This is a genomic window from Stenotrophomonas daejeonensis (assembly GCF_001431505.1).
Classification (GTDB): Bacteria; Pseudomonadota; Gammaproteobacteria; order Xanthomonadales; family Xanthomonadaceae; genus Stenotrophomonas; species Stenotrophomonas daejeonensis.
Genome location: NZ_LDJP01000012.1, coordinates 43398 through 55088, shown reverse-complemented (window position 1 = coordinate 55088; position 11691 = coordinate 43398). Strand labels below are relative to the sequence as shown.

Here is an 11691-nt window from a genome sequence, read left to right as displayed (position 1 = left end):
CGGTTGCAGCGGTTTGGCCACCGGCGGCAGCGGTTTGCTCATTGCATTGCACGGATGCTGGCCTTCAGCGAGGAACTGGAGATGTTTTCGGTACGCGGGAGGTAGTGCACCCGGCAATGGCGGGCGAGGTCGTCGAAATGGCCGGTCCAGTCCGAACCCATCACCAGCAGATCGGCCCCCAGGCGGTGGATGTCGGCCGCCTTCTGCTCCCAGTTTTCCTCGGGGAAAACCTCATCGACGTAACGGATCGCCCTCAACACCTCGGCCCGGTCGGCATAGCACTGGGTGGCCTGCTTCTGCTTGACCGCATTGAAGGCGTCGCTGGACAGGCCCACGACCAGGCGGTCGCCCATCGCCCGCGCGCGGCGCAGCAGGTTGACGTGGCCGACATGCAACAGGTCGAAGGTGCCGTAGGTGAGGACGAGGGTCATTGGGGGCTGCGGCGTCCATGTTGTGGGTCATGTGCGGTCGGGCGAACGGGAAACCGGTTCCCGGCTGCGCGCCGGATGGAGGTGCGGTTCAGGCCATGTGCCGTTGAAGCTCGTCCTTGTCCAGCAGGTCGGTATTGATATTGCGGCTTTTGAGCAGTTCCAGTGTCTGCCGCATGTCATGGGTGAACAGCTTGCGGAAATGGTCGAAGCTTCGGTCGGCGAAGTCTGGCGGGGGTTCGTCGAACTCAACGTCGTTCAATGTGAAGGAAAACTCCAGTTCCGATCCAGCTTTCCTGTGCCCGGTGAGCCGTTCGACCAGTTGGCTGCGCTTTTCGTGGTCTTTCAGGCTGCTTACCGTGAGGACGGTGATGTCCTCGGGCTGGTATTTATCCAGCAGCATGCGCAGGCCCCGGTAATAGAAGCTGGAATGCAGTACGGCATGGAACGGGTACTGGTGGCGCGAGGTGAAAAAGGACAGTTCGTAATCCAGCCGCTGCAGGAAGCCGCCATTCGCCAGCCGCTGGGCTTCGACGTCGAAGTGTTTGCCGATGACGTGCGCGACCGACCGGGGGAAGCAGCGGATCCGCATGTCGCGCCGTGACTGGTACCAGTTCGCTTTGTCCGGCGGAATGGTTCCTGCCGCGCCATACAGGCGCGACAACACATGGTCTGCCCCTATCCCCTGTTGGGCGACCATTTTCTTCATCCTGTAGTCGCTCCAGGTCCGCTCGAAGGCGTTGCGCAGGCACAGGACGATGCGGGTGCCGTGCCCCGGCAGGCGCGCGGTTACCTGTGAATTGGCGAAATAGGCGACGCTGGCGTCGAGTAGCGGCGGGGAGTCGAGGGGTGGAGGGGGAGGCGGTGCATGGTTCGGCGACCCGAGGTAACTGCAAGGCTCCTTGATTCCCGGGATGGCGTAGGTGGCAAATCCATTCTTGACCAGCCAGCCCGCCAGCGCCGTGGTGCCGGCTTTTGCCACACCGACGACAAAGATGTAGTCAGGTTTCAACGTATTCATCCTTCTGTGGGCTTCCGTGGATATCCCCGACAAAACCACGGAAGCAAATACCATGCCTGCGTTGCTGCAATGAACCTGGGCGTTGCCCGGCACTCTGGTCCGTAGCGGGTCCTTACTCTCGCTCGATCCCGTACTTCCGCAGTTTCTCCACCAGCGTGGTACGGCGCAGGCCAAGCAGCTGCGCGGCATGGGCGACCACCCCTTGGGTGCGTTCCAGCGCTTCGTTGATCAGCTTCAGCTCGATGCTCGCCATGTGGTCGCGCAGGTCCAGGCCGTCGTCGGGCAGTTGGGCCGGCGATTCCGCGGCCTTGCCGTTGGCCGGCGCGGCCGACGGGGCGGAGGCGGGGAGACCGGACAGCGGGCGCTCCTCGTCCGCGCCGGTGGCCGCGGCTGCCGGCGGGTCGCCGCGGTAGCGGGCCGGCAGGTCCTGCACACGGACCAGGCCGCCGGGGTGCAGCACCGCCAGCCGTTCGACCAGGTTGGTCAGCTCGCGCACGTTGCCGGGCCATGGGTAGCCGGACAGCGCCTGCAGGGCCTCGGGGGCGAAGCGCACCTCGCCGCGGCCGGTGCGGGCCAGCTGCGCGGCGATGGTTTCCACCAGCGCGGGAATGTCCTCGATGCGCTCGCGCAGCGCCGGCACCTCGATCGGGAACACGTTGAGGCGGTAGAACAGGTCCTCGCGGAACTTGTCCTCGCCGATGCGCTCCTCCAGGTTGCGGTGGGTGGCGGCGATCACGCGCACGTTGCAGCGGATGGTCTGGTTGCCGCCGACGCGCTCGAAGCTGCGTTCCTGCAGCACGCGCAGCAGCTTGACCTGCATCGGCAGGCTCATGTCGCCGATCTCGTCCAGCAGCAGGGTGCCGCCCTCGGCCATCTCGAAGCGGCCCTTGCGCGCGCTCAGGGCGCCGGTGAACGCGCCCTTCTCGTGGCCGAACAGCTCGCTTTCCAGCAGGTCCGGCGGGATCGCGCCGCAGTTGATCGCCACGAACGGGCCGTCGCGGCGCGGCGAGCGCTGGTGGATGGCGCGCGAGACGACTTCCTTGCCGGTGCCGGATTCGCCCAGCACCAGCACGGTGGTGTCGAAGCCGGCCACCTGCTCGATCAGCTGGCGCAGCGCGCCGATGGCCGGGCTGATGCCGGTGGGGCCGCTGTCCTCGCCGCCGCTCTGGTGCTCGGCGTCCAGCCGCTTGAGGCTGGCGCGGCGCAGCAGGGCCTCCATCTGCGCGTGGCGCATGGGCTGCTCCAGCGGCCAGACGTTGGCTTCGTGCAGGCCGTAGTGGCGGGAAAAGGCCAGCGGGTCGCCCTCGGCCAGCAGCACCGGCGGCGGCATCGCGGTATCGCCCAGCCACTGGAAGAACGGCTCGGCGCGGGCCGGGTCCTCGATGGTGCCGACCACCAGCGCCATCCAGTCGCTGGCATGGTGGCGGGCGATGTCGATGTCGCCCACGTCGGTCACCCAGCGCGGGTTGAGGTCCATGAATTCCAGCAGGGCGACGCTGCGCTCGGCGCGCACCGCCTCGCTGTCGATGACCAGGATGCGCGATTCACTCATGGCCGTCCGCCTTGCGGATGCCCTCCAGGATCGGCATCACTTCCTGGATGTAGGACAGCTTGCTGACGAAGTTGTCGGCACCGGCGCGCTGGGCGTGCTCGCGGTGCTCGGCATCGTCGAAGTGGCTGGCGATGACGATGTAGGGCGGCTCGTCCTGGGTCTTGATCAGGCGCGTGGCCTGCAGCCCGCCCATTTCCGGCATCGCCAGGTCCATCAGCACCACGCGCGGGCGCAGGGCCTCGGAGCGCTCGATGGCCTCCAGCCCGTTGGCCGCGCTGCCGACGATTTCCAGCCAGTCGAGCTTGCGGAAATGGCGCATGGCCGCGTTGATGAAGCCTTCGTGGTCGTCGACCAGCAGAACGGTCAGCTTGCTCATGGGGGTCTCTCGGGTTCAGCCCGCGCGGGCCAACTGGGGACGTGCATTTTGCCGCTTCCGCGCGCGCGCCGGGGCGATGTCCAGTTGCTCACGATACTTGGCCACGGTACGACGGGCGATGTTGACCCCCTGTCGCGACAGCAGCAGGGCGATGGCGTCGTCCGCCAGCGGCCGTGCCGGCGGCTCGGATTCGATCAGCCGGCGTACCATCGCCTTGACCGCCAGCCCGGAGATGCTGGCGCCTTCCAGCCGCACCGCGAAGAAGTGCTTCAGCTCGAAGGTGCCGCGCGGGGTCTGCAGGTACTTGCCGGAGGTGATGCGCGAGACGGTGGACTCGTGCATGCCGATGGCGTCGGCCACTTCCTTCAGGGTCAGCGGCGCCATCGCTTCCTCGCCTTCGGCCAGGAACGCGGCCTGGCGTTCGACGATCACCCGCGCGGTGCGCAGCAGGGTGTCGTAGCGCATCGACAGGCCGCGGGTGAACCAGCGCGCTTCCTGCAGCATTTCGCGCAGCGGCTGGTTGGCGCCGGCGTCGCTCTCGCTCAGCACCTTTTCGTAGGCCGGGTTGATGCCCAGGCGCGGGGTGGTGCCGGGGTTCAGCGCCACGCGCCACTGGCCGTCGGCATGCCAGGCGACCACGTCGGGGATCACCGCGCTGTCTTCGTGCGGCTGCAGGGCGTCGCCGGGGCGCGGCTGCAGCGACAGGACCAGGCGGAACGCCTCGTGCACGTCGGCCTGCTCCACGCCGTATTCACGGGCGAGGGCGGCGTAGTCGTGGTCGGCCAGCAGGTTCAGGTCGCCGCCGAGCAGGCGGTTGGCCAGGTGTCGCGCCGGCACCGTGCCGGGCAGCGCGGCCAGCTGCACCTGCAGGCATTCGCGCAGGTCGCGCGCGGCCATGCCGATGGGGTCGCCCTGCAGCAGGTGCTGGCGGATGCCCTCCACGTGCGCGGCGTTGCGGTCGAAGCGGGCGCTGGCCAGCAGGGTCAGCTGCGCCAGCGGCGCGGCGAGGTAGCCGGCGTCGTCGCAGTGCTCCAGCCAGAATGCGGCGATGCCCAGGTCGGCTTCGTCCAGGTCCAGCGCCAGGGCCTGCAGGATGCGCAGGTGCGGGTCGCTGGATTCGCCGGCCGGCAGGCGCGCGGTGCGGTCCTCGTCGGCGTCGTTCCAGCTGCCGCCGGGCACGTCCCATAGCGAGCTTTCCGGCAGTTCGTCGAATGCGGCCGTTTCCAGCTGCGCATCGCTGCCGGGGATGGCCTCGGCCTCGGTCGCCTGCTCTTCCAGCTCCAGCAGCGGGTTGTTCTCCAGCGCCTGGCGGATTTCCTGCTCCAGCTGCAGGCCGTTCAGTTGCAGCAGGCGGATGGACTGCAGCAGCGAGGGCGTGAGGTGGAGCTGTTGGCCGAGTTGGGTAGCGAGCGTGGCTTTCATGCGATTCCCCGGTGACGCGTGGTTGGCGTCGGTATGGAACGCATCTTGCTTTTGCGGTGCCGGGGGCTGAATCAGTCAAACCCCTACATGCGTAGGGAAATTACCTACATTGCAGCAATGTTTTCCTCGATTGCGTCATGCATTTGACGCTTGGCCCGCGGCTTTCCCGGTGGACAGGCCCGCGCGGGAAATTTGACGCGACGGGCGACGGATTTCCTGTTTCGTGACTTGCATCACGAATTTCCCGTTGCCGCCATGCAGCCACAGGCAGCAGGCGGCCGCAATTGCGCGTCACATCAGCTCGTGCTGGTGGCGGGCGGCCAGCAGCAACAGGTCGTTGGCGCGGCGGCATCCCAGGGCTTCCATCATCCGCGCCCGGTGGGTTTCCACGGTCTTGGCGCTGATGCCCAGGTCGGCGGCGATCTCCTTGGTGCTCTGGCCGTTGCCGAGCCGGCGCAGGATCTGCCGCTGCCGCGGCGAGAGCGCGGCGATGCCGGTGGGGCGTTCGCGGCCCTGTGCCGGTGCCAGCATCCTTGCCGAGATCTGCGGGCTGAGGAAAACCTGTCCCGAGCAGGCTGCATGCAAGGCCAGTTCCAGTTCCTGCGGCGCCGCGTCCTTGACGACGAAGCCCGCCGCTCCCCGGTCCAGCGCATCGCGCACATGCTGGGTGTCGTCGTGCATGGACATCATCACCACGCGTGCCCGCGGCAGCCGGGTGCGGATGTCGGAAAGCGCTTCGAGGCCGCTGCGGCCGGGCAGGGAAAGATCGAGCAGGACCACGTCGGGGTGGTGTTGCAGGGCCAGTTCCAGTGCCTGCTCGGCATTGCTCGCTTCGGCCGCCACTTCCACCCCGGCAAAGCCCTGCAGCAACCGGCACAGGCCCGCACGCACGAGGGTGTGGTCATCGACAATCAGGACACGCACGGCAACAGGAGGGTCACGGCTGGAAGTGGTCGCACCATAGCCGAGCGTTGGCAGCGAGCCAACCGGCAATGGTCATGGGGGGGATGCCTTCGCGTGGCGTAGGCATGGGGCTTGCCCCATGCGTGGCTTTCCCGGTGAAGCCCCGTGTGGGGCAAGCCCCACACCTACGTGGGAACGAACACTCCAGGGGTGTTGTCCTTGTGGACGGATGAGGCCCTGCGTGGGGCGAGCCCCACGTCTACGTACGCCTGCTGTTGGCGATCTGCCGGCGGTGCAGGCGGAACAGGTGCCGCTCCAGTGCCATTTCCAGCGCGGTGCCGGGGTCGTTCAGGCGCAGCCACAGGTAATGGCCGCCGTTGCCGGAGGCGGCCTCGGCCAGTACCTGCACGGGTAGTTCGATGTGGTCGGGCAGCCAGTCCGCCGGCTGCAGGCGCACGATGCCCTGCGTACCGGGAGCGCTGCCGGTGCGCTGGCCCAATTCCATGCGCAGGCCGCGGCGCGACCAGCGCAGCGGACGCAGGGGCAGGGCGGTGGCGTCGGACTGGCGCAACAGCCGGCCCAGCAATACCAGCACCAGGTCCATGCGCGCTTCCAGCCGCTGTGCCTGCAGGCTGCTTTCGCCGCGTTCGTCGTTGTCTTCGGTGCTGCGCGAATCCTCCACCAGCGCGACGCTGCGCAACAGCATCTCGGCGGCGCCGGGGTGGACCACGCTGCTGCCGGCCTCGAAGCCCGCCGGCAATGCCACGTCGCAGGTCAGCGTATCGGCGAACAGTTCGGTTTCCGCCGGGTGGTGCACGACGCTGGCACCGGGTTCGTTCATGCCAGCGTTCCGGCCTGCTGGTAGGCATTGGCGGCGCGTACCGACTGCCGGCCGCTGCGCAGGTGCGCCGCGGCGACGTCGCGGCGGGCCAGCATGTCGCGGGTCAGGTCGCGCTGCAGTTCCAGCAGCTTGCGCAGGCCGTTGGCGGCGGCCTGGGTGCCACAGGTCTCGATGAATTCGCGCAGGTGGCGGTCGTGCCTGACCGCGATCAGCGCGGCCTCGGCATGGTCCTCCTGCTCCACGGCGGTGCGCAGGGCGTCGAGGTCGGCGTGCAGGGCCTGCAGGGTGGCGTCGTGATCCATGCGTGTCTTCTCCTCAGGCACCGGCCGCCACCGGCATGTGGCGCTGTTCGCCGGGGATGGCGTTCCAGGCCGATTCGATTTCGCTCATCACCGCCAGCGATTCCCGCAGTGCCTCGGCGTCGTTGTTCAGGTTGGCCTCGGTCAGGCGCTGGATGACGAAGTCGTACAGGGCCGACAGGTTGCTGGCGATCTCGCCGCCGGCTTCATGGTCGAGCGAACCGTTGAGGTGGCCGATGATGGCGCATGCCTCGCCGATCACCTTGCCCTTCATGGCCTGGTTGCCCTGGGCGAGGAAGGCCTCGGCGCGGCGCATGCGCTCGTTGGCGCCCTCGAACAGCATGGCCACCAGCTTGTGCGGGTCGGCATCCACAACCCGGGTCGAGATCCCGACCTTGCGATACTGCTCTGCGTGGTTGCGGCTGGAACCGTACATTGGGGGAGGTCTCCTGGAACCTGTCCGGCGCCGCGGGGCATGGGCGGCCGGGATGATGGGGGGCTGTTACGTATATCGGCCGCGGGGAGCGCCTACTTGAGCCGCCGGTCAGCTCTTCGCCTGCTGCAGCGCGCTCAACTGCTGGGTCAGGTAATTGCTGGTGCTCTGCATCTGCGCCACCAGCGTGTCCATCGCGGTGAACTGCGCGGTGTAGCGCGCCGAGACCTTCTCCATGCGCGCATCCAGGTCGTCCAGGTCCTTCTCCAGCTTCTTGATCTGCTTGTTGAGGGAATCGGTGCGCTGGGTCAGGGTGCCGGTGCTGTCCAGGTTGCTCTTGAGCACGCTGGACAGCGAGGAGGACAGCTTGCCGTCCTTGCCCAGCAGCGCGGACGCGGCGGCCGGGTTGTCGGCCATCGCCTTGTCGAAGGTGCTGGCGTTCAGCGTCAGCGTGCCGTCGGTGCCGATGGCCAGGCCCAGCGCCTTCATGTCGACGACGTTGGCGCTCAATTGGCTGCGCAGCTGCTGTTGCAGGCCGCGCACCAGCGAATCGCCGGTCAGCGCGGAAGCCTTGTCGTTGGTCGCGTCGTAGGCGCTGGACGACTTGAGCAGGTTGACCGAGGCGTTGTAGGCGCTGACGAAGGCCTGCAGGTTGATCTTGAGCGGGCTGTTGTCCTGGCTGACGGTCAGGGTCTTGGTGGTGCCTTCCGCGGCCTCGGTCAGGTTCAGGGTGATGCCGGGGATCAGGTCGCTGATGCTGTTGCTGCTGGACTCGCGCTCGAACCCGTCCACCCGCACGCGCGCATTGGTGGCCTCCACGATCTGGCTCAGGCCGCCGCCGCTGCCGTCCCAGGTCAACGCGGACAGGCCGCCGTTGCCGCCGCTGGCCGAGATGGTCAGGGTGCCTTCGGTGCCGGCATCGACCGCGTTGAGCACCAGGTGCTGGCCGTCGTCGGCGGTGATGATGGTGGCGTTGACCCCCTTGCCGCCGGCGGCCTTGTTGATGGCCGCGGCGATGTCGGAGAGCTTGCTGTCGGGTTTTATCTCGACGTCGAGGGTTTCGTCGCCCCAGGCGATTTTCAATGTCCCGTCGCCCACCGCGGCATCGGCGGCGAAGGCCCCCGAGCTGAGCTTCTGCGATTGCGCCAGGCTCAGCACCTCGACGTTGTAGGTGCCGGCGCTGGCCTGGGTCTTGCCGGTGCTGGCATCGGTCACCACGGTGGCGTTGAAGCCGCTGCCATCGGGTACCGTGGTCTTGTAGGCGGGGGCGTCGGCGCTCTTGATCAATGCCGCCAGCGAGGATTGCAGGCTGCTCAGCGAGCTCTTGATGCTGCCGAACGCCGAAAGCTGGGTGGTGGCGGCCGTGCCCTGGGTGTTGATGCGGTCGGCCACCGGCTTGCGCTCGTTGGCCACCAGTTGCGAGACCAGGGTGGGGATGTCCAGGCCGGAGCCGACGGCAGCAAGGGAGGTGGCCATGTGGATTCCTTCGGTGGCAAGGAGATGCCTGTAGGGACACCTCCGGATATCGGCAGGCGTCGCGGCGACTTTAGCGCGTTGCGCGTGATCCCCGGTTTGGATGCATGTTCCGTGCCATCCCCGGGCTCGCCGGCAGGTGCCGCATCCAGGCCATGTCGAGGGAGTAGGTCGGGGCTACGTCCCCGACGTTCGTGTCCCGATATTCCGTGCGACGGGGGCGTAGCCCCGACCTACCTGCTGCAAGAGCGGTGTCCCTGCGCAGGTGCCGGGCTTGCCCGGCACGGGGCCTTCCCGGTAAAGCTCCATGCGGGGCAAGCCCCGCATCTACGCGCGGTCCCGTTCCATATCCATAATGCAAAAGGCCCTGCCTTGCGGCAGGGCCCTTCTTGTTGCGGTGCAGCCCGGGATCAGCCCAGCAGGCTGAGCACGTTCTGGGTGGCGCTGTTGGCCTGGGCCAGCATGGCGGTACCGGCCTGCTGCAGGATCTGCGTGCGGGTCAGTTCGGCCGTTTCCTTGGCGTAGTCGGTGTCGCGGATGCGGCTGCGCGAGGCCGACAGGTTTTCCGAGGTGGTGGCCAGGTTGGCGATGGTGGAGCTGAAGCGGTTCTGGATCGCACCCATGTCGGCGCGCGAGCTGTTCACCGAGGTCAGGGCCTTGTCGACGATTTCCAGCGCGCGCTGGGCTCCCTGGAAGCTGGAGATGTCCAGGTCCTCCAAATGCACTTGGTCGGCGCCGGCGGCGGCAGTGGCGGCAGCGAACGACGAGAAGTCCACCGTCGCGTTGGTGCCAGTGACGGAGGCGCCGGTGACGCTGGTGAAGTCCTGGCCGGCCTTGAGCGAGGTCAACTTGATGTTGCTGCCGTCGATTTCGGCGTGCAGGCCGGTCTGGTCCAGCTTGTCGTTGAACGCCTGGACGACCTTCTTCTGGATGTCGGCGACGCTGTCGTTGTCGCCGACCTTGACGTCGTTCAGCTTGATCGCCTTGGCCTGGCCACCGGCGCTGATGTTGACGGTGATGCCGCTGATGGTGCCCGAAGCGGTGGACGCGCCGGTGACGCCCGCGCCGGTCGCGGCGTCGGCAAAGCCGGCCTTGCCCAGTTCCGAAATGCGCGAGTCGACGATGCTGTTGATGCCGATGGTCTGGCCGGCGTCGGCGCCGACCTGGAACAGGGCGCCGGTGAAGTCGCCGTTCAGCAGCTTGGTGCCGTTGAAGCTGGTCTGGTTGGAGACGCGGTCGATTTCCGACAGCAGCTGGTTGACTTCGGCGTTCAGCGCGTCACGGTCGCTCTGCGAGTTGGTGGCGTTGGACGACTGCACCGCCAGTTCGCGGATGCGCTGCAGGTTGTTGCCGATCTCGACCATCGCGCCTTCGGCGGTCTGCGCCAGCGAGATGCCGTCGTTGGCGTTGCGGGTGGCAACGTCCAGGCCGCGGATCTGGGTGCTGAAGCGCTCGGAGATGGCCAGGCCGGCGGCGTCGTCCTTGGCGCTGTTGATGCGCATGCCCGAGGAAAGGCGCTGGATGGTGGTGGCCAGGCTGGTGCCGCTCGTGTTCAGGTTGCGCTGAGCGTTGAGCGACATGATGTTGGTGTTGATGACTTGTGCCATGATTCGGATTCCTGATTTGGCGTTGGAACCGGCAGTTCGCCTGACCGGTACTGGGTGCAGTGGGGCGGGTGTAGGAGCCATAGCACCGCTGCTGATACCAATAACGGCAGCATGTCGTTCGGCTTTAGGGCGAAGTTGATGCGCCCGCGGCCTGCTCCCTCGGGGGTGGTATCGCCATATGGAAGCGGCGCGGTGGCCCAGGCCACCGCGCCGCTGTTTTTTTGGAGTTTGTCGATTGAGCGCGTAGGCATGGGGCTTGCCCCATGCGGGGGCTTTCCCATTGAAGCCCCATGCGGGGCAAGCCCCGCATCTACGGGTGCGCGGTGCTGCCCCATGCAGGGCTTTCCCGAGTCACGCGTCGCGGTTGTGCGCACGCAGGGCGCGCTGCTTCTCGCGGGCCCAGTCGCGGTCCTTGGCGGCGTCGCGCTTGTCGTGGGCCTGCTTGCCCTTGGCCAGCGCGATTTCCAGCTTGATGCGGTTTCTGCTCCAGTACATCGCGGTGGGCACCAGGGTGTAGCCGTCGCGCTCGACGCGGCCGATCAGCTTGTCGATCTCGCGCCGGTGCAGCAGCAGTTTGCGCTGGCGGCGGTCTTCGGGAACGGTGTGGGTGGAGGCCTGGATCAGCGGGGTGATCTGTGCGCCGATCAGGTAGATCTCGCCATCCTTCACGTAGGCGTAGGCGTCGGTCATGTTGCCGCGCCCGGCGCGGATGGCCTTGACCTCCCAGCCCTGCAGCACCAGCCCGGCCTCGACCCGGTCTTCCAGGTGGTATTCGTGGCGCGCGCGCTTGTTCAACGCGATGGTTTTGTCGGCCACCGCCTTCTTTGCTTTATCCTTGCCGGGTTTCTTGCTCATTCGCTTATTGTCTCCGATTCGGAGGCGTTCAGGACATCCAGCAGCAACCGCATGCCTACCATCCGCCGCAGTGCCCTGGTCGAACAACCGGCCGCGCGCATGTTCGACCTGGTCAATGACGTTGCCGCCTACCCGCGGCGTTTTCGCTGGTGCGACAAGGCGGAAATCCTGGAAGAGGGACCGGAGCGGCTGGTGGCACGGCTGGACCTGGGGTTGGGTTCGTTCCGCACCTGGTTCATGACCGAGAACGTATTGCAGCGCCCGTCCAGCATCGACATGCAGTTGAAGGACGGCCCGTTCAAGCGCCTGCATGGCCGCTGGCAGTTCCTGCCGCTGTCCGATGCCGCCTGCAAGGTCAGCCTGGAGCTGGAATTCGAGCCGGCCTCGCGCCTGCTCGGGCCGGCGTTGGCGCTGGGTTTCCAGGGGCTGGCCGACCGCATGGTCAACGATTTCGTGCGCGTGGCCGAGCAGGGGGGCTGAG

General features: G+C 67.2%; 13 protein-coding genes. 1 reads left to right on the top strand and 12 read right to left on the bottom strand.

Annotated elements, in window-relative coordinates; all coding sequences use genetic code 11:
* Positions 1 to 38: 38 nt before the first annotated feature.
* The 12 genes from ABB34_RS02805 to smpB all read right to left on the bottom strand — a co-directional run bounded on the left by ABB34_RS02805 (position 39) and on the right by smpB (position 11210).
* A complete protein-coding gene (locus ABB34_RS02805; RefSeq protein WP_057639720.1) occupies positions 39 to 431 on the bottom strand; it encodes an FAD synthase family protein in 393 nt (130 codons plus the stop codon).
* An 88-nt stretch (positions 432 to 519) separates the two neighbouring features.
* A complete protein-coding gene (locus ABB34_RS15505; protein WP_211258144.1) occupies positions 520 to 1440 on the bottom strand; it encodes a hypothetical protein in 921 nt (306 codons plus the stop codon).
* Positions 1441 to 1561: 121 nt separating this feature from the next.
* Positions 1562 to 3001: a sigma-54 dependent transcriptional regulator gene (locus ABB34_RS02795; RefSeq protein ID WP_057639718.1), complete on the bottom strand. Its 1440-nt coding sequence runs from the start codon at positions 2999 to 3001 to the stop codon at positions 1562 to 1564.
* Positions 2994 to 3377: a response regulator gene (locus ABB34_RS02790; RefSeq protein ID WP_057639717.1), complete on the bottom strand. Its 384-nt coding sequence runs from the start codon at positions 3375 to 3377 to the stop codon at positions 2994 to 2996. Before ABB34_RS02790 ends, ABB34_RS02795 begins: the two co-directional genes overlap by 8 nt.
* Positions 3378 to 3392: 15 nt before the next feature.
* Positions 3393 to 4799, bottom strand: coding sequence for an RNA polymerase factor sigma-54 (rpoN, locus tag ABB34_RS02785; protein WP_057639716.1), 1407 nt, complete (start codon positions 4797 to 4799; stop codon positions 3393 to 3395).
* A 291-nt stretch (positions 4800 to 5090) separates the two neighbouring features.
* Positions 5091 to 5723, bottom strand: coding sequence for a response regulator (locus ABB34_RS02780; RefSeq protein ID WP_057639715.1), 633 nt, complete (start codon positions 5721 to 5723; stop codon positions 5091 to 5093).
* A 238-nt stretch (positions 5724 to 5961) separates the two neighbouring features.
* Entirely contained in the window at positions 5962 to 6543 is a 582-nt protein-coding gene (locus tag ABB34_RS02775; RefSeq protein WP_057639714.1) for a PilZ domain-containing protein, read from the bottom strand.
* On the bottom strand, positions 6540 to 6845 hold the full coding sequence (locus tag ABB34_RS02770) for a hypothetical protein (protein WP_057639713.1): 306 nt from the start codon (positions 6843 to 6845) through the stop codon (positions 6540 to 6542). The genes ABB34_RS02775 and ABB34_RS02770 overlap by 4 nt, the downstream gene beginning before the upstream one ends.
* Before the next feature lie 13 nt (positions 6846 to 6858).
* Positions 6859 to 7278, bottom strand: a complete 420-nt coding sequence (fliS, locus tag ABB34_RS02765; RefSeq protein WP_057639712.1) for a flagellar export chaperone FliS — start codon at positions 7276 to 7278, stop codon at positions 6859 to 6861.
* Positions 7279 to 7386: 108 nt separating this feature from the next.
* A complete protein-coding gene (fliD, locus tag ABB34_RS02760) occupies positions 7387 to 8751 on the bottom strand; it encodes a flagellar filament capping protein FliD (protein ID WP_057639711.1) in 1365 nt (454 codons plus the stop codon).
* Between the two features lie 407 nt (positions 8752 to 9158).
* The gene (locus ABB34_RS02755; protein ID WP_057639710.1) at positions 9159 to 10355 is read right to left on the bottom strand and encodes a flagellin; all 1197 of its coding nucleotides are present in this window, start codon (positions 10353 to 10355) and stop codon (positions 9159 to 9161) included.
* Between the two features lie 351 nt (positions 10356 to 10706).
* Positions 10707 to 11210 (bottom strand): SsrA-binding protein SmpB, encoded by a 504-nt coding sequence (gene smpB, locus ABB34_RS02750; RefSeq protein WP_057639709.1) that lies wholly within the window; start codon positions 11208 to 11210, stop codon positions 10707 to 10709.
* 51 nt (positions 11211 to 11261) lie between these two features.
* On the opposite strand from smpB, the gene ABB34_RS02745 reads away from it, so the two are divergent.
* Positions 11262 to 11690: a type II toxin-antitoxin system RatA family toxin gene (locus ABB34_RS02745; protein WP_057639708.1), complete on the top strand. Its 429-nt coding sequence runs from the start codon at positions 11262 to 11264 to the stop codon at positions 11688 to 11690.
* Position 11691 lies beyond the last annotated feature (1 nt).

Coding starts and splice junctions, on each gene's coding strand:
- fliS (WP_057639712.1), bottom strand. CDS start 7,278: ATGTACGGTTCCAGCCGCAACCACGCAGAGCAGTATCGCAAGGTCGGG.
- ABB34_RS02755 (WP_057639710.1), bottom strand. CDS start 10,355: ATGGCACAAGTCATCAACACCAACATCATGTCGCTCAACGCTCAGCGC.
- ABB34_RS02745 (WP_057639708.1), top strand. CDS start 11,262: ATGCCTACCATCCGCCGCAGTGCCCTGGTCGAACAACCGGCCGCGCGC.
- fliD (WP_057639711.1), bottom strand. CDS start 8,751: ATGGCCACCTCCCTTGCTGCCGTCGGCTCCGGCCTGGACATCCCCACC.
- ABB34_RS02790 (WP_057639717.1), bottom strand. CDS start 3,377: ATGAGCAAGCTGACCGTTCTGCTGGTCGACGACCACGAAGGCTTCATC.
- rpoN (WP_057639716.1), bottom strand. CDS start 4,799: ATGAAAGCCACGCTCGCTACCCAACTCGGCCAACAGCTCCACCTCACG.
- smpB (WP_057639709.1), bottom strand. CDS start 11,210: ATGAGCAAGAAACCCGGCAAGGATAAAGCAAAGAAGGCGGTGGCCGAC.
- ABB34_RS02795 (WP_057639718.1), bottom strand. CDS start 3,001: ATGAGTGAATCGCGCATCCTGGTCATCGACAGCGAGGCGGTGCGCGCC.
- ABB34_RS02805 (WP_057639720.1), bottom strand. CDS start 431: ATGACCCTCGTCCTCACCTACGGCACCTTCGACCTGTTGCATGTCGGC.
- ABB34_RS02775 (WP_057639714.1), bottom strand. CDS start 6,543: ATGAACGAACCCGGTGCCAGCGTCGTGCACCACCCGGCGGAAACCGAA.
- ABB34_RS02770 (WP_057639713.1), bottom strand. CDS start 6,845: ATGGATCACGACGCCACCCTGCAGGCCCTGCACGCCGACCTCGACGCC.